The organism is Bartonella sp. CR84HXZ (assembly GCF_042194535.1).
GTDB lineage: Bacteria > Pseudomonadota > Alphaproteobacteria > Rhizobiales > Rhizobiaceae > Bartonella > Bartonella grahamii.
In genome coordinates this window covers 91,209-108,071 of record NZ_JBHIMY010000003.1, presented here as the reverse complement: position 1 = coordinate 108,071, position 16,863 = coordinate 91,209, and the positions used below count along the sequence as shown (strand labels likewise).

Genomic DNA, 16,863 nt, shown 5'->3' with positions numbered 1-16,863 from the left:
GCCTAATTTTTCATAATACAATTTTTATAATATTTTGTTGCAATGATTTTTTGTTATAATACTGACAATGAATTACCGTATAGCATCATACAAAAAGGGGTAATAGAGCAAAAAATTTTTTTTGCCAATGGAAACTATTATATCTTAAAGGTAAATTTTTATAAAACTCGATTTACCTGAGGTATTTTATCTAATGATATATAATCACTTTTTTAAGAGTTTTTTTTTCCGTAAAGTTCAAGGCGGTGATGAATAATATCATAGCCAAGGGACTTTGCAATTTCCTCTTGAAGCTTTTCAATAACATCAGAATGAAACTCGATAACTTGTCCTGTTTCTATATCAATGAGATGATCATGATGTTGACCATCTGCTTGCTCAAAACGAGATGGACCACCACTAAAGCTATGGCGATGAATTGTTCCATTTCCTTCTAATGTTTTCATGGTTCGATAAACAGTTGAGAGTGAAATACTCGAATCTATTTTGTTTGCACGCTGAAAAATTTCAAATGCATTGGGATGGTCATTTGTGTCAGTCAAAATATCAAGAATAACTCGTCGTTGACGTGTTACTCTTAAACCAGCTGTGCGCAATTCTTGCTCATAATTTCGCTTTTTATTCATTTTCATAGTTTGCTTTTCAAACAAAGGCTCCATGACAGTGTTTGTATTTTTTCTCTGAACCGCAAGGACAACGCTCATTACGTCCAACTTTTCCCCATGTGGTTATATCATTAGGGTCACGATCTTGTGGATTAACAAATCTATTTTCTTGTGATCGTGCCCATAAGGTGGGAGCATTTTCTTGGCTTTGATCATTAAAGACAGAAGAAGTAGCATCAGTTTGCTCAGGCATGGTCGGTTTTATAGGTTGTTGAATGATTTCAAAGCGCATAAGCTTAGAAGTGACAATTCGGCGCAAATTTCTCAACATACTTTGAAAGAGTTCAAAAGATTCTGTCTTATATTCATTGAGCGGATCCCGCTGCGCATAACCACGAAAACCAACAACAGAACGCAAATGGTCTAAACTCACCAGATGTTCACGCCATAACGTGTCAATAGTTTCGAGCAATACTGCCTTGTGAAAATAAGCCATAACCTCTGGAGAATAGCGTTCAGTACGTTCATTTTCAAGTTTTGTAACAGCATCTGATACACGCTCCAAAATTTGCTCCTCGGCAATTCCATCTTCTTTTGCCCACTCTTCTACTGGAAGCTCAAGATTAAAGAGTTGTTGAAGTTCTTCTTCGAGAGTTTTTACATCCCATTTTTCAGAATATGTCCCTGATGGAATATAAGCCTCTACGAGATCCTCTACGACTTCATTGCGCATTTCAAGGATCATTTCTGATAAATCATCTGCGTTCATGATCTCCATACGCTGTTCAAAAATAACCTTGCGCTGATCATTCATGACATCATCATATTTTAGCAGATTTTTACGAATTTCAAAGTTTCGTGCTTCGACCTTTTTTTGTGCTTTTTCAAGGGCTTTATTAATCCATGGATGGATAATAGCTTCATTTTCTTTCAATCCAAGTTTTTGCAGCATACCATCCATACGATTGGAGCCAAAGATACGCATAAGATCATCTTGAAGAGAGAGAAAGAATTTTGAGCGACCTGGATCGCCTTGGCGACCAGAACGTCCACGAAGCTGGTTATCAATACGACGGCTTTCATGACGTTCCGTTGCAATGACGTAAAGACCACCAGCCGCTAAAGCTTTGTCTTTAAGCTTCTGAACATCTTTTTTTATTTCTTCAATTTTAGCTGTCCGCTCTGGACCTTCGGGGATATCCTGTAACTCTTGTCGGATGCGCATTTCAACATTACCACCAAGCTGTATATCCGTACCGCGTCCTGCCATGTTGGTTGCGATGGTGAGAGCTCTAGGAACTCCTGCTTGCGCAATGATGTATGCTTCTTGTTCGTGATAGCGAGCATTTAAGACTCTAAAATCGGTAATGCCTTCTTTTCGCAAACGCTCTGCCAATTGTTCTGATTTCTCAATAGAGGTTGTTCCAACAAGAATAGGCTGTTCTTTTTCATGTGCTTGACGGATATCACGCACAATTGCCCGATATTTCTCTTCTGCTGTTCGATAAATTTCATCATCTTCATCAATACGTTGTATTGGCAAATTTGTAGGGACTTCGACAACGTCAAGACCATAAATATTTCTGAATTCTTCGGCTTCTGTTGTTGCAGTTCCAGTCATTCCAGATAATTTTCTATACATACGGAAGTAATTTTGGAAAGTGATGGAAGCAAGTGTCTGGTTTTCTGGTTGAATAGCAACATGCTCCTTAGCTTCTAACGCTTGATGAAGTCCTTCAGAATAACGTCGCCCAGGCATCATTCGCCCTGTAAATTCGTCAATAATAACGATTTCATCATTGCGAACAATGTAATCTTTATCGCGAGCAAACAGTTTATGAGCTTTTAGAGCATTATTGACATGATGAACGATAGCGACATTTTCTATGTCATAAAGGCTTTCACCTTTAAGATGTCCAGCTTGTTCGAGCATTTTTTCAATTTTTTCAGTACCAACTTCGGTAAAAGTCGTTGTTTTTTGTTTTTCGTCTATTTCATAGTCTTCTGGAGTTAAGGCAGGAATAAATGTATCAATAAGGTTATAGAAGTCAGTACGATCTTCTAGAGGACCAGAAATAATAAGGGGTGTACGGGCTTCATCAATAAGAATCGAATCAACTTCATCAACAATTGCGTAATGATGTCCACGTTGGACCATTTGACTACGATCAAAGGCCATATTATCACGCAAATAATCAAAACCTAGTTCATTATTTGTGGCATAGGTGATGTCGCATGCATAGGCCTCTCGGCGGGCATCACTATCAAGATCATGGAGAATCACGCCTGTTGTAAGCCCTAGAAAACTAAAAATTTTTCCCATTGTTTCAGCATCACGACTGGCGAGATAATCATTTACTGTCACAACATGAACGCCTTTACCTTCCAATGCATTGAGATAAATTGGTAAAGTTGCCATTAATGTTTTACCTTCACCAGTACGCATTTCAGCTATGCCACAGTCGTGAAGGACCATTCCACCAATAAGTTGCACGTCAAAAGGACGCATGTCATAAACACGTTTTGCGGCTTCACGAACAGTTGCGAAAGCTTCTGGTAAGAGCAAATCAACACTTTCACCTTCACTAAGACGTTTACGAAAGGCATCTGTTTTTTGGCAAAGCTGCTCATCACTTAATTTTACAAATTGTTCTTCCAAAGCATTAATTTGTACAACTTTTTGGCGGAGTGCTTTGAGACGTCGCTCATGAGCTGAACCAAAAAACTTACGGGCAAAAACACCTAAACTGACCATCTCTGGCCCTTTCTTTTAATTGTTGTCACTCTTGTTGGGTAATTCATACGCTTTCCCCATACTCTACATTTTCTTCAAGTTATCTGATATGATTAGAGACATCATGAAATGCAGATGGTACCATTATACTTGTTGGTGTGCAATTTTTCACTTTAATTGTAAAGTAGAGATAAGAGGCTAAGCGCTCTATGTCAACTTTAGGTACGCTATTTAACTGATACAATACAAAGTAATTTAAGATACAATATGTCATTTTTCTCTATTATCATGTTTTTCATCTGCATTAGATAGGATTGGAGCAACTCAGATAAAAGGACAATTTTATACTTTTTTAAAATAAAATTACTAATTTATTTCTCTATGTTTAAAGGTTAAAGTGTTATGGTAAAGAAAATTGGAATCTTGAACCTGCCTTCATTTTTAAGGAGTATATTTATGAAATTTAACTTTATCACGCTTTTTTTAGCATCAACTTTATTGGCAAGTACAAGTTTAGGGGTGAGAGCCCAAGAAGGTTTGAATTCATCGTCGAATGATTTAAAGACTTTGGAGAAAGCTTCTGAAAAAGCCGTTTCTCCTTCTCATGTTATGGCGGTTATTGATGGGAAAAATATTACAGCAGGCCAATTGGATGATTTAGCGCTTGAAATAAATCCTAATTTAGCACGTTTTCCTGATGAACAACGCCGTATGATGGTTCTAAAAGCTTATTTAGATATGCAGGCACTTGCAAAAGCAGCAAGAAGCAAAGGTCTTGATAAGACAGAAGCTTACGATAAACGTATGGCAGTCATGCGTGACAATGTTCTTCAACAGCTTTATTTTAAACAGGCGATTGTTGACAAAATCTCGGATACTGATTTGGAAGCTCTTTATAAGCAAGAAGTCGCTGCTTTACCTAAAGAAGATGAGGTTAAAGCGCGTCATATTTTGGTCAAAACGAGAAAAGAAGCAGAAGCTATCATTAAGCATTTAAATAAAGGCGAAAATTTTGAAGAGATTGCAAAGAAAAGTTCAACAGATGGTTCTGCTGCCGTTGGGGGTGATCTTGGTTATTTTAGTCATGGTCAAATGGTCAAGCCTTTTGAAGATGCTGCATTTGGTTTGAAAATTGGCGAATACACTAAACAACCCGTTGAAAGTCCTTTTGGTTGGCATATTATTAAATTAGAAGATCGTCGTTTGAAACAACCTCCTGCATTTGATGATGTTAAAGAGATGTTACGGACACAGCTGATAAAAAAGCGCTATCAAGAACTGATTGTTGATTTGCGTAGCAAGATGGATGTGAAATACCCTGATCCTAATGTTACAAAAATCATGGAATCGCTTCATCAAAATGGGACGCTACTTCCCGATGAGACATCAGATGAAGAAGATACAGAATAGCTAGGAAAAATAAGTGGATAGCCTCTTTAATAGATAATTTGCTAGGTTAGTTTTGTTCAAAAAGCCTAGCAGTTTTCTATGAGGGGTTATTGATCTGCAATCATTTCATTTGTTTTTACAGAGAGCATATTGTGGTTTTGAAAATTTCTCCTTTGTCGCCTCAAAAGATCCAGGAGCTTTCTCCCTTATCTGGGGTACGGATAGCAACAGCTGAAGCTGGGATTAAATATAAAGATCGTACAGATCTTCTTTTCATCATATTCGATAAGCCAGTGAGTGTGGCCGGTGTTTTTACCCGTTCAAAATGTCCGTCTGCTCCTGTAGAGCATTGTCGTGCATCGCTTCCTCATGGGGTTGCGAGGGGTGTTGTTGTGAATTCTGGAAATGCAAATGCTTTTACAGGAAGCAAAGGAAAGCACACAACCAATGAAATCATCTGTGCAGCAGCGAACGCTTTAAAGGTTAGAGGAGATGAAATTTTTATAGCTTCTACGGGGGTTATTGGTGAGCCAATGGATGCTTCTTGCGTTGTGAATCTTTTACCAACTATGGCAGAGACAGCAGAAGAGGGAAATTGGTTGGAAGCTGCAAAAGCCATAATGACAACGGACACATTTCCAAAACTTTCTACACGCAGATTTGATTGTGGAGGCGAGACTGTCACCATTAACGGGATTGCAAAAGGTGCTGGTATGATTGCACCCGATATGGCGACAATGCTGTCGTTTGTGGTTAGTGACGCTACTATTTCTTCGGATGTACTCCAATCCATGTTATCAGAGGCAGTTGAGGGTTCTTTCAATTCAATTACTGTTGATAGCGATACCTCAACTTCAGATACGCTTATGTTGTTTGCGACAGGAAAAGAACATTTCCCATGTCTTACAAGTAAATCTGATCCGCGTTATGGAGTTTTTGTGAAACAATTGAGTGCACTTTTGCATGAACTTGCACTACAAGTTGTTTGTGATGGCGAAGGTGCTCGTCATTTAATTGAGGTTAATGTGATGGGGGCTACAACAAACAATGCAGCTAAAACTATTGCTTTATCAATTGCAAATTCACCGCTCGTAAAAACGGCTATTGCTGGTGAAGATGCGAATTGGGGGCGGGTCGTTATGGCAGTTGGGAAGGCCGGTGTTGAAGTCGATCGTGATCTATTGACGATTTGGTTTGGTGAGCATCGTGTGGCCGTGAATGGCGTACGAGATCCTGAGTATTGTGAAGAGACAATAGGTACTTATATGCAAGGTAAGCACATCACAATTCGTGTTGATATCGGTTTAGGTAAGAGCACGGCGACGGTTTGGTCTTGCGATTTAACAAAAGAGTACGTTATGATCAATAGTGATTACAGAAGTTAAAGGATGCACTCTCTATATTTAACTGCCGATTATTTTTTTAAGAGAATGAGATATGTGAGTTCTTTTTGAGGTAAGGGAATATACTAGAAAGAGACAGTTATCTTTATATTCTCATTGGAGAGTGATATGTGTATAAAAAGTTCCCTTCTTCTTGTTGTTGCATGTGCACTGTTAGATCAAAATAATCGTGTTTTGCTTACCAAGCGTCCTGAAGGAAAATCGCTGGCTGGTTTATGGGAGTTTCCTGGTGGAAAGGTTGAGCAAGGTGAAACTCCAGAAATTTCATTGATTCGTGAACTAGAAGAAGAGCTTGGTGTGTATGTTCAGGCAAATAATTTATTACCTTTAACGTTTGCAAGCCATAGCTATGCAACATTTCACCTCTTGATGCCGTTGTATCTTTGTTATCATTATGAGGGAGTTGCGCAAGGACGAGAGGGGCAAAATTTAGAATGGGTTTTTGTTAATGATCTTGATAAATACCCTATGCCTGATGCTGATAAACCATTGGTTCAGGTATTGAAAAATCATCTTCTTTAATGTGTTATAAGAAGAAAACATTGTTTAAATATAATTCAATATATTGATTTAAAATGATAATTTATAATTTTTATGTTGAATGTAAAAGTCCAGAGTCGTAATTTTTTTTCATTTCAAATATGAGAGATAAAGAAAAAATCTCCATAAATAAGTATATAAACGAGAAATATAAATAATATGAGAAAGATATTATTTTTTATAGGAGGCATGTATTAAGTTTCTTGCATTGGACGACGTTTTGCGATGGGATATTGATTTTTTTTAGCTATACGCGTAATTGCCTCTTCTAATGGCTCGATCATAACGTCCATGGAAAAACCATTTGCATGAATAATATTTTCATGATCAACCATAATAGCAACATGATCTTTCCAAAAAATTAAATCGCCTCGTTGAAGTTTATCAGTATCTGTAAGAGGACTGCCTATAGTTTCTTGCTGCATATCGGTGTCACGTAAAACTATTTGATCAGTCATCATCATAGAGAGTTGAATGAGTCCCGAACAATCAATTCCAAAACCGCTGACACCACCCCAAAGATAAGGTGTACGGATAAAGGTTTCTGCAACTGTGACATAATCTTCGTATACACGTCCAATGGGGCTGAGATGGCTCGTAATGATTGCTGTTCCATTTTCAAGAATAGAATACATTGTGTCACGGACTTCAATTTCATCAACAACACTGACTTTGCTTCCCATAGATAACGGAGACACTATTGGTCCACGTAAGTCAGCGTGTGAATATTTAAATGTACGTGGGACTGAAACTATATGCGTTTGTTTTATAGTTGATGTACAAAGGGCTGTTGTATCAATATAACCAACATAACCATCTTTAAGGGATTGCCCCCACGACATCGTTTCCCCTTGTTCAAAAATGAGAAGTTCTTCTCCCAATAAGCATTCTGTTTGTCTTTCACTTTTTTTACTATTTTCTTTAAAAAGTCCAGCGACCGCTGTATTAACACGTTTTTTTTCACCTTGAACAAAGCGCTGGGCTGTAATTTCTGTTTCAAGACGTTGATCCGCTAGATCATCTCTGAATGCATAAAGCCTTGGGTCTTTAGAGGTCATCTTTTTGCTTCCATTTTGTTACTTCTTACTTTTAAACAAACTCATGAAAACTCTATTGGTAAGTTTTTTATCCTCAAACAAAACTAAGGACACAGTTTAAGACGATTGCAATTATTCTTTAGGATGTAAAATTGTCTATCTTTGTGGATATTGTGTGTCAAACTTCATTTTTAAAAATATTATAAAGGGCACGAATAGTTTGTGCTGATCCACCAATAGGGTATCCTGGTTTTTCTTTTGGAACCCATCCATAAAGATCAAAATGCGCAAAATGTTCAGCTTTTTCAACAAAAGAATTAAGAAATAAAGCAGCCGTTATAGAGCCAGCAAAGCTATTTCCAGTTACATTGTTAAGATCAGCAATTGGTGATGATAACATCTCTTGGTAAGGTTTCCAAAGGGGCATTTGCCAAAGAGGATCAAAAACAGCGTGAGCAGATTCAGAGATTTGTTGTGCCCATATTGAATCATTGCAATAAAATGCGGGGAGATCTGGTCCTAATGCTATACGCGCTGCCCCTGTTAAAGTAGCCATACAAAGCATGAATTGTGGACTTTCTTCATCACCATAGGCGAGCGCATCGGCAAGGACAAGTCGCCCTTCAGCATCTGTATTACCTACTTCAACACTTAAGCCTTTACGACTTTTGAGAATATCACTTGGTCGGTAAGCATTCGCAGAAATTGCATTTTCTACAGCTGGAATCAAAATACGTAGACGGAAAGGCAATTTGGCATCCATGATAAGTTTAGCCAATCCCAAAACGTTTGCTCCACCCCCCATGTCTTTTTTCATAAGCAACATGTTATTGGCTGATTTAATATCGAGTCCTCCCGTATCAAAAGTTACCCCTTTGCCTACCAACGTTATTTTAGGATGATGTTCTTGCCCCCAGTGTAACTCAATCAGTCGCGGTGCAGTACTGCCTGCTCGTCCTACGGCATGAATCATCGGAAAATTATGGGTTAAGAGATCATCTCCACAAATACTTTGGACATGAGCACCGTAGGTTTTTCCTAGTTTTCGTGCTTCTTTTTCGAGAGCATCAGGGGTCATATCATTGGCTGGAATATTGATGAGATCACGGACAAAAAAGACAGCCTCATAAATTCGTTGGAGTTCATTAAGATCAACGGCCTCATTGACATGGATAGACAATGATTTGAAAGAAGAATTTTGACGATAGCGATTAAATTGATAGCTACCGAATGCTAATCCAAGATAGGCATTTATTTCATCAGAGGTCGTACCTTCTAAATGCCATTGACCAGCAGGAAGTTTTTGAGCAAGCAGTCCTGTGATAAAGGGATCGTTCCCATTTCCAATTCCAAATAAAACTTTTTTTAAATGCCCCGTTTCGTGAGGAACAAAGAGTATTTGTCCTGCTTTACCAGTAAAGTCATTAACTTTTATCCATGCTGTTGTTGACGCATCAAGTGATAAGTTGGCAAGAGTTCTTTGGTTTACCAAGATGATAGGGCAACTGTTATCGATACGCGTTGAGGTAAAATGAATGTGATAATGCTGCATAGTTATGAGATCCTTATAGTCGTCTAAGTGCGACATACTCGACCAAATGATTTTTTCCTTTTCGTAGAATGAGATTGGATCGTGGTCGTGTTGGCAATATATTTTCTTGTAAATTTTTTAAATTAATTGTTTGCCAAAGATCCTCAGCGATTTTTGAGGCTTCTTTTTCACTGAGCAGGGCATAACGATGAAAATAGGATTCAGGATTTTGAAAAGCTGTTTTACGCAAACGTTTAAAGCGCTCTAAATACCAGTGACGAATGACTTCTGTTTCGGCATCGACATAGATTGAAAAATCAAAAAAATCTGATACGAAAGGAATAGCTTTTCCATCTTTAGGAAGATCACTGACCTGTAATACATTAATACCTTCAACAATTAAAATATCAGGACGGTCAATGGTAATTGTCTGATTTTCTAGAACATCATAAGTCATATGTGAGTAAAGCGGGGCACGGACATTTCCGATACCTGCTTTTATAGCCGAAAGAAAGCACAGCAATTTTTTAATGTCATAGGAATCAGGAAATCCTTTACGATTCATACGATTTTTTTGCTGTAAGATTGCATTAGGATAGAGAAAACCATCCGTTGTGATCAGATCAACTTTAAGACTAGATGTCCATCGTTTCAACAGTTCTTGAAGAATGCGAGCCGTGGTTGATTTTCCTACTGCTACAGAACCAGCAATTCCAATAATAAAGGGCGTTTTTCTACTCTCTTCTTGATGGAGAAACTGCTGACGTTTGTGAAAAAGTTCCTGTACTGCTTCAACATGGCATGATAACAAACGCGATAAAGAAAGATAAATGCGTTGGACTTCTTTAAGATCGATAGGATCATCAATAGAGCGCAAACGCTTAATTTCATCAAAAGTCAAAGTAAGAGGTGTGTCTGCACGAAACTCTGACCATTCTTGTGCAGTAAAAACACGATAGGGTGAATATCGGTCAGAAACGCATTTGACCAGATTATCTTCCTGATTAATTTTTTGTATAATCGTATCAATCATTTGTATTGGTCGAGAATTTTTTGCCGCAGCAATCGATTAAAATTGGACAGATGAGCGGCTTGATTTTCAAATAAATTTTGTTTTGCATGCTCTCTTCTTTAAGATAATAGATCATTTTTCATTAACTTATAGTCCAGTCATTCCAGTTTGCACGGATTTGTGCTAATGAGTGCCCTTGCGCTAAAAAAGCCCATAAAAGTAGACGCGCTTTTACGGCTGATAAATAACCAGACATGAGAGCACCAGAAGCAATCATATCGATTTCTGAGCCTTTATAGCCATAAGTTATACGAGTTGTTGAGCCATTACAACAACGACTAGCAATAATGATTGGTATTTTTTGTGCATATTGTTGTACAAGGTCTGCTTCTTGAAAACTACAGTGTCCTGCACCAAAACCAGCAATAACAACTCCAGCATAATACCCACTTTCAAGGCATAGCTTCATTAATTGTGCATCAGATGATAAAGAGGAATAGAGGAGTGCAATTTGATGATCGTGGTTTTGGGGAAGATCAAACGTCGTCGGAAAAAGCTTTTGATCATTGAAATAAATAAGTTTTCCCTCTAAAATAGTTCCTAAAATACCTGCAAGACCTGATTGAAATGTTTCGACTTTGACGGTATGGCTTTTATAGAGCCAATAAGGTGAATGAATTGTATCATTTATGACAACAAGAACGCCCCTGTTACGACTTTGTGGGGCTGCTGCGACACGAGTGGCTGCTAAAATATTGGCGGGGCCGTCTGCGCCTGCTTCATGAGGCATGCGCATAGCGCCGGTTATGATGAGTGGTTCAGCTTCCTTCCAATAAAGAGAAAGAAAAAAAGCTGTTTCTTCCAGAGTATCAGTCCCTTGTGTTAAAACAATACCTTCTGCACCAGCATTTATTTGTTGTTTTGCCCACTCGATTATTTCAAAAAGAATTTGAAACGATAAAGATCCACTTGGTATTTGCATTAATGTTTGTGCATGAATATCAGCAACGTTATTTAAATCAGGAACACTTTTTATGAGGTTATCTGAAGTTAAAGTCGGTTGCATGTGACCAAAACGATCAGCAGTCATTGCAATTGTTCCACCTAAGGTCCCTATGGCTATTTTTTTCATAATTTTCCTCTAAAAGGCACAAACTGTTTATATAAAGCTATTTAGCAGTAATTTACATTGACAACAATGATATCATTTTTCCATTTTCAACAAATTGAGTTATGCTGAATCATTGTGTTTTGCTGTATATGTTCTTAAATAGGACAATAGTAGTTGAGTTTTACATTGTATGAAAAGAAATCAATATTAAAAAGTAAAGTTAATATTAAGGAGTCTCCTTATGACAGAACATAAGCCAGACATAATGTATGGTACAACAATTATTACGGTACGAAAAGGTGGAAAAGTCGTGATGGCCGGTGATGGTCAGGTCTCTCTTGGGCAGACAATTATGAAAGGTAATGCACGTAAAGTGCGTCGTCTTGGAAAGAACGGAGTGGTTATTGCTGGTTTTGCAGGTGCTACGGCAGATGCTTTCACATTACTGGAAAGATTGGAAACAAAGCTTGAGCAATATCCTGATCAGCTTATGCGTGCATGTGTAGAACTTGCAAAAGATTGGCGAACAGACCGCTATTTGCGTCGTCTCGAAGCAATGATGCTCGTGGCTGATAAGAAAGTAACTTTGGCTCTAACAGGGCTTGGTGATGTTTTAGAACCAGAAGATGGGGTTATGGCAATTGGCTCTGGAGGAAATTTTGCTCTTTCAGCAGCGCGTGCACTCATGGACTTGGATTTGGATGCAGAAACTATTGCTCGTAAAGCTATGGCTATTGCCGCTAAAATTTGTGTTTACACCAATGATCATTTTACGATTGAAACATTGGATGCAGAATTATCTTCTTTAGAGAAAGCTATTTAAATGTGTGTTGTATTTTCCCCTCGTGAGACTGTTTCTGAACTTGATCGTTTTATTATTGGCCAAAATGATGCCAAACGCTCTGTAGCTATCGCACTGCGCAATCGGTGGCGTAGACAACAGCTTGATGAGCCGATGCGTGAAGAAGTTATGCCAAAAAATATTTTAATGATAGGGCCAACAGGTGTTGGTAAAACTGGTATTGCACGTCGATTAGCAAAACTTTCTGGAGCACCCTTTGTTAAAGTAGAAGCGACTAAATTTACTGAAGTTGGTTATGTGGGACGTGATGTTGAGCAAATTATTCGAGATCTTGTTGAAATTGCCATTTCTCTTGTGCGTGAAAAGAAACGGGATGAAATAAAAGAAAAGGCTCACGTGAATGCTGAAGAGCGCGTTTTAGACGCCCTTGTTGGTAAAACAGCCAGTCCCGCTACCCGTGATAGTTTTCGCAAAAAATTGCGTGAAGGTGAATTGGATGAGAAAGAGATTGAAATTGAAGTCGCCGATAATAATAGCAATAGTGCTTCAACCTTTGATATTCCTGGTATGCCTGGGGCACAAATGGGTATTATGAATTTATCAGATATTTTGGGCAAAATGGGTAGTCGTACAAAAGTTCGTAAGACGACAGTAAGGGATGCTTTTAAGCCGCTTATTGATGATGAATCTGAAAAACTCCTTGATCAGGATCAAATTATTCAAGAAGCGCTTCGTGTTGCTGAAAATGACGGGATTGTTTTTATTGACGAGATTGATAAAATTGCAACTAGGGATGGTGGAGCCAGTGCTGCCGTTTCGCGTGAGGGCGTTCAACGTGATCTTTTGCCTTTGGTTGAAGGAACAACGGTTAGTACAAAATATGGGCAAATCAAAACAGATCATATTCTTTTTATTGCCTCAGGTGCATTTCATGTTTCTAAGCCATCTGATTTATTACCGGAACTTCAAGGACGTTTGCCCATTCGTGTGGAGCTAAACCCTTTAACAAGAGAAGATTTACGGCGTATTCTAACGGAACCAGAAGCTAGTTTGATTAAACAATATATTGCTCTTATGGCAACAGAAGAGGTTCATTTGGAAATTACCGATGATGCAATTGATGCTTTAGCAGATATTGCTGTAGATTTAAATGCAAGGATTGAAAATATAGGGGCACGTCGTTTGCAAACAGTGATGGAGCGCGTTTTGGATGAAATTTCTTTCACGGCACCTGATAAAGCTGGAACATCCTTTACAATTGATGCCGCTTATGTGAGAAAATCTATTGGCGAGCTTGCTGCTGATATCGATCTTTCACGTTTTATTCTTTAGAGTTATCGCTTTTTTTCTTTATCTGCGTGCTTCGATAATTTTGAAACCATGGGCTTGTTCATGTATCAACATTGTGCGGAAAATATTTTTTAATAATGTTTCATAAGGCAGGTGGCGGTTTGCAACAAAAAGCAGGCTGCCGCTTGGTTTTAGGCACTTTGCAGCATTTATAATAAAATTTTTTCCTAATGAAATATCTGTCGTTTGTTGCGTGTGAAACGGTGGGTTTGAAATGATTGTGTCATACAGATTTGTGATAGGTTCATGCACAAGGTCGTGCCAATAAAAATGAATTGAAAAAGGAGCTGTTATGGATTTAAGGTGCTGTTTTGCCGCTCTCAAAGCGTTGTAGTCTGCTTCATAAAGGTCGAGAGCGGTGAGTTTTTCACTTCTTTCAAGCGCAACGTGAGAAAGATAGCCCCATCCAGCACCAAAATCAGCCGTTTTTCCAGAAATAACTTTGGGCATATAAGAAGCAAGTGCAGCGGATCCTGGATCAATACGTCCGTGTGAGAACATACCAGAAGTGGTTTGAAATTTACCAAAAGTGAGCGGGGGTGAGCGCAATTGTGCAATGTTATGTCTCTCAATTTGTTGAGGAACTTGCAACCAAAATACAAGACCGTGATTTTTAGACAATTTGTTGGTGATGGGAACAATTGTTTTGACCCACTTCATCATTGAAGCAGCACCAGCAGTTTTATTCCCACTGATTACAATCCATCCATTGGGTTTAACGCATTCTAATAAATCAAGAAAACAATTTTGGTTAAAACCACGATATTTGCTCAAATGTAAAAATGCACCATCATAGCTGAAGGTTTTATCTATTTGAGGAGAGCAGTGAAATTGAGTATCGACAAATTTTAAAAAATCTGGTCGCCAAGGCGTAATAACTTTTAAATTCTGTGCCCATTCTGGAGCTGGGATTTCTGTTAAACCGAAACTTAACCAACATTGGTTTGGATCAGGATACGGGAGTTCATGATTTTCAAAAGGCAAAAATAATAACACATATGACTCTTTCAAAGAAAAATGCCACTCCAATGTTGGGATGGCATTTCATGATACGATAAGAGGAAAAACTTACTCTTCTTTTTTCTTGCGGCGGTGCTTATTTTCAGGTTGTTTTTTTTCATCCACGCACTTTTCTTCATTCATCACTTTATCACCGGTGATTTCCTTTCCGGTTTTTTGATCAACAACCTTCATTGATAACCGAACTTTTCCACGCTCATCAAAGCCCATTAATTTAACCCAAACTTTGTCACCTTCCTTCACAATATCGGTTGTTTTGGTGACGCGTTCTGATGCAAGCTGAGAGATATGAACGAGTCCATCACGAGAACCAAAGAAGTTTATAAATGCACCAAATTCTGCAGTTTTTACAACTGTTCCTTGGTAGATAGCACCAACTTCAGGCTCATCGACAATAGAATGGATCCAGCGTTTTGCTGCTTCAATGGTTTTAGCATCAGCAGAAGCAATTTTAATGGTACCATCATCTTCAATATTAATTTTTGCTCCAGTTTGTTCCACGATTTCCCGAATAACTTTACCACCAGAGCCGATAACATCACGGATTTTATCGACAGAAATATTCATAACTTCGATTCGTGGAGAAAATTCACTCAGCTCAGCACGTGCACTGGTTAAAGCTTTTGCCATCTCATTGAGGATATGGATTCGTCCACCTTTGGCTTGTTCAAGCGCGATTTTCATAATCTCTTCGGTAATACCATCAATTTTGATATCCATTTGCAAGGCAGTAATACCATTTTCTGTTCCTGCGACTTTAAAGTCCATATCTCCAAGATGATCTTCATCCCCTAAAATATCAGATAGAACAGCAAAGCGTTCTCCTTCTTTAATCAAGCCCATAGCAATACCAGCAACAGGGCGTGCTAAAGGAACGCCGGCATCCATGAGAGCAAGTGAGGTCCCACAAACCGTTGCCATAGAAGAAGATCCATTGGATTCAGTGATTTCTGAGACAGCACGAATAGTATAAGGAAAAGATTCTTTCGTTGGCAACATGGGGTGAATTGCTCGCCATGCCAATTTGCCATGTCCAATTTCACGACGACCAGGAGAACCAAGGCGTCCCGTTTCACCCACTGAAAATGGTGGGAAATTGTAATGGAGAAGGAATGTTTCCTTATACATTCCCGTTAAGGAATCAACATATTGTTCATCTTCACCAGTTCCTAGTGTTGCAACGACAATAGCTTGTGTTTCTCCGCGGGTAAAGAGTGCTGATCCATGTGTGCGGGGTAAAATACTTACTTCTGATTGGATAGGGCGCACGGTAGAAAGATTGCGTCCATCAATCCGCTTTTGGGTATCAAGAATATTCCCGCGAACAATCTTTGCTTGCAACTGTTTAAATACGGTTGCAATTTGATCTGCACTAAACTTACAGTCTTCTTCTGTTTCGGGCATAAATTTATTGAGGATTTCTGTCTTTAGCGCATCAATTGCAGCATAACGTTCTTGCTTATCAGTAATTGTGTAAGCCTTTCGTATATCCTGTTCTGCCATTTTCTGCATTGCTTTTTCAAGTTCAGAAAGATCTTCAGGAACAAAATCACGAGGATCTTTTGCAGCAACTTCAGCAAGCTTTATAATGGCATCAAGGACAGGTTGAAGGCCTTTGTGACCAAACATCACAGCACCCAACATGATATCTTCCGGTAATTCTTGTGCTTCTGATTCAACCATCAAAACAGCACTTTCTGTTCCAGCAACAACAAGATCAAGTTTTGATTCAGGCATTTCATCGATATGAGGATTGAGAACATATTGTCCATTACAATAGCCAACGCGGGCACCAGCTATAGGCCCTATGAAAGGAACACCTGACAGGGTCAATGCAGCAGAAGATGCAATCATCGCAAGGATATCGGGATTATTTTCGAGATCATGCTGTATAACGGAAACAATCACTTGCGTATCATTTTTATATCCCTCAACGAAAAGGGGACGAATTGGGCGATCAATCAAACGTGAAACCAAAGTTTCATTTTCACTTGGTCGACTTTCACGTTTTAAATAGCCCCCAGGTATTCTACCAACAGCATAGGATTTTTCTTGATAATTAACAGTGAGTGGAAAAAAATCCTGGTCTGGTTTTGGACTTTTGGCTGATACAACGGTTGCTAAGACAATAGTTTCTCCATAGGTAGCAATCACTGCACCATCAGCTTGACGTGCTATTTTCCCTGTTTCAAGGGTGAGAGGACGCCCAGCCCATTCAATTTCTATCTTGTGCGTTTTGAACATTTTTTATCCTTAATGACCAGTGTTTAAATCTTTGATTGCTCACATTCTGGTTTTGCGTAGCATATTTCCAAGCTCTGGGGTGGAC

At 38.7% G+C, this 16,863-nt stretch carries 13 protein-coding genes; 5 read left to right on the top strand and 8 right to left on the bottom strand.

Annotation, left to right across the window (positions count from 1 at the left end; genetic code table 11):
• Positions 1-212 precede the first annotated feature (212 nt).
• Positions 213-704, bottom strand: coding sequence for a Fur family transcriptional regulator (locus tag ACFIKD_RS02515; RefSeq protein ID WP_026500203.1), 492 nt, complete (start codon positions 702-704; stop codon positions 213-215).
• On the bottom strand, positions 643-3,360 hold the full coding sequence (secA, locus tag ACFIKD_RS02510) for a preprotein translocase subunit SecA (RefSeq protein ID WP_375647140.1): 2,718 nt from the start codon (positions 3,358-3,360) through the stop codon (positions 643-645). Before secA ends, ACFIKD_RS02515 begins: the two co-directional genes overlap by 62 nt.
• 435 nt (positions 3,361-3,795) lie before the next feature.
• Between secA and ACFIKD_RS02505 the strand changes: the two genes are divergently transcribed.
• The 3 genes from ACFIKD_RS02505 to mutT all read left to right on the top strand — a co-directional run bounded on the left by ACFIKD_RS02505 (position 3,796) and on the right by mutT (position 6,653).
• Positions 3,796-4,749 (top strand): peptidylprolyl isomerase, encoded by a 954-nt coding sequence (locus ACFIKD_RS02505; protein WP_273787784.1) that lies wholly within the window; start codon positions 3,796-3,798, stop codon positions 4,747-4,749.
• 131 nt (positions 4,750-4,880) lie between these two features.
• Positions 4,881-6,113 (top strand): bifunctional glutamate N-acetyltransferase/amino-acid acetyltransferase ArgJ, encoded by a 1,233-nt coding sequence (gene argJ, locus ACFIKD_RS02500; protein WP_375636000.1) that lies wholly within the window; start codon positions 4,881-4,883, stop codon positions 6,111-6,113.
• Positions 6,114-6,239: 126 nt separating this feature from the next.
• A complete protein-coding gene (gene mutT, locus ACFIKD_RS02495) occupies positions 6,240-6,653 on the top strand; it encodes an 8-oxo-dGTP diphosphatase MutT (protein ID WP_012754616.1) in 414 nt (137 codons plus the stop codon).
• A gap of 212 nt (positions 6,654-6,865) precedes the next feature.
• On the opposite strand, the gene ACFIKD_RS02490 is transcribed toward mutT, so the two are convergent.
• The 4 genes from ACFIKD_RS02490 to ACFIKD_RS02475 form a co-directional block, all read right to left on the bottom strand.
• Complete coding sequence (locus tag ACFIKD_RS02490; RefSeq protein WP_375639199.1) at positions 6,866-7,729, bottom strand: NlpC/P60 family protein; 864 nt, start codon at positions 7,727-7,729, stop codon at positions 6,866-6,868.
• Positions 7,730-7,886: 157 nt separating this feature from the next.
• The gene (locus ACFIKD_RS02485) at positions 7,887-9,260 is read right to left on the bottom strand and encodes a M17 family metallopeptidase (protein WP_375644641.1); all 1,374 of its coding nucleotides are present in this window, start codon (positions 9,258-9,260) and stop codon (positions 7,887-7,889) included.
• A 13-nt stretch (positions 9,261-9,273) separates the two neighbouring features.
• Positions 9,274-10,272 carry a type I pantothenate kinase gene (gene coaA / locus ACFIKD_RS02480; protein WP_012754619.1) on the bottom strand — a complete coding sequence of 333 codons (999 nt, stop codon included), beginning with the start codon at positions 10,270-10,272 and terminating at the stop codon, positions 9,274-9,276.
• 121 nt (positions 10,273-10,393) lie between these two features.
• Positions 10,394-11,383, bottom strand: coding sequence for an asparaginase (locus tag ACFIKD_RS02475; RefSeq protein ID WP_012754620.1), 990 nt, complete (start codon positions 11,381-11,383; stop codon positions 10,394-10,396).
• 220 nt (positions 11,384-11,603) lie between these two features.
• Between ACFIKD_RS02475 and hslV the strand changes: the two genes are divergently transcribed.
• Together hslV and hslU are read left to right on the top strand one after the other, a co-directional pair.
• Positions 11,604-12,185 (top strand): ATP-dependent protease subunit HslV, encoded by a 582-nt coding sequence (gene hslV, locus ACFIKD_RS02470; RefSeq protein WP_012754621.1) that lies wholly within the window; start codon positions 11,604-11,606, stop codon positions 12,183-12,185.
• Positions 12,186-13,496: an ATP-dependent protease ATPase subunit HslU gene (gene hslU / locus ACFIKD_RS02465; protein WP_012754622.1), complete on the top strand. Its 1,311-nt coding sequence runs from the start codon at positions 12,186-12,188 to the stop codon at positions 13,494-13,496.
• Between the two features lie 18 nt (positions 13,497-13,514).
• On the opposite strand, the gene ACFIKD_RS02460 is transcribed toward hslU, so the two are convergent.
• Both ACFIKD_RS02460 and pnp read right to left on the bottom strand, forming a co-directional pair.
• The gene (locus tag ACFIKD_RS02460) at positions 13,515-14,510 is read right to left on the bottom strand and encodes a class I SAM-dependent methyltransferase (RefSeq protein WP_375647139.1); all 996 of its coding nucleotides are present in this window, start codon (positions 14,508-14,510) and stop codon (positions 13,515-13,517) included.
• Between the two features lie 72 nt (positions 14,511-14,582).
• Entirely contained in the window at positions 14,583-16,778 is a 2,196-nt protein-coding gene (gene pnp / locus ACFIKD_RS02455; RefSeq protein ID WP_375635994.1) for a polyribonucleotide nucleotidyltransferase, read from the bottom strand.
• Between the last annotated feature and the right edge of the window lie 85 nt (positions 16,779-16,863).

Bases quoted from the DNA above. Each gene is read 5' to 3' on its own strand.
- ACFIKD_RS02515 (WP_026500203.1), bottom strand. From the start codon at position 704: ATGAGCGTTGTCCTTGCGGTTCAGAGAAAAAATACAAACACTGTCATG.
- secA (WP_375647140.1), bottom strand. From the start codon at position 3,360: ATGGTCAGTTTAGGTGTTTTTGCCCGTAAGTTTTTTGGTTCAGCTCAT.
- ACFIKD_RS02505 (WP_273787784.1), top strand. From the start codon at position 3,796: ATGAAATTTAACTTTATCACGCTTTTTTTAGCATCAACTTTATTGGCA.
- mutT (WP_012754616.1), top strand. From the start codon at position 6,240: ATGTGTATAAAAAGTTCCCTTCTTCTTGTTGTTGCATGTGCACTGTTA.
- ACFIKD_RS02490 (WP_375639199.1), bottom strand. From the start codon at position 7,729: ATGACCTCTAAAGACCCAAGGCTTTATGCATTCAGAGATGATCTAGCG.
- ACFIKD_RS02485 (WP_375644641.1), bottom strand. From the start codon at position 9,260: ATGCAGCATTATCACATTCATTTTACCTCAACGCGTATCGATAACAGT.
- coaA (WP_012754619.1), bottom strand. From the start codon at position 10,272: ATGATTGATACGATTATACAAAAAATTAATCAGGAAGATAATCTGGTC.
- ACFIKD_RS02475 (WP_012754620.1), bottom strand. From the start codon at position 11,383: ATGAAAAAAATAGCCATAGGGACCTTAGGTGGAACAATTGCAATGACT.
- hslV (WP_012754621.1), top strand. From the start codon at position 11,604: ATGACAGAACATAAGCCAGACATAATGTATGGTACAACAATTATTACG.
- hslU (WP_012754622.1), top strand. From the start codon at position 12,186: ATGTGTGTTGTATTTTCCCCTCGTGAGACTGTTTCTGAACTTGATCGT.
- pnp (WP_375635994.1), bottom strand. From the start codon at position 16,778: ATGTTCAAAACGCACAAGATAGAAATTGAATGGGCTGGGCGTCCTCTC.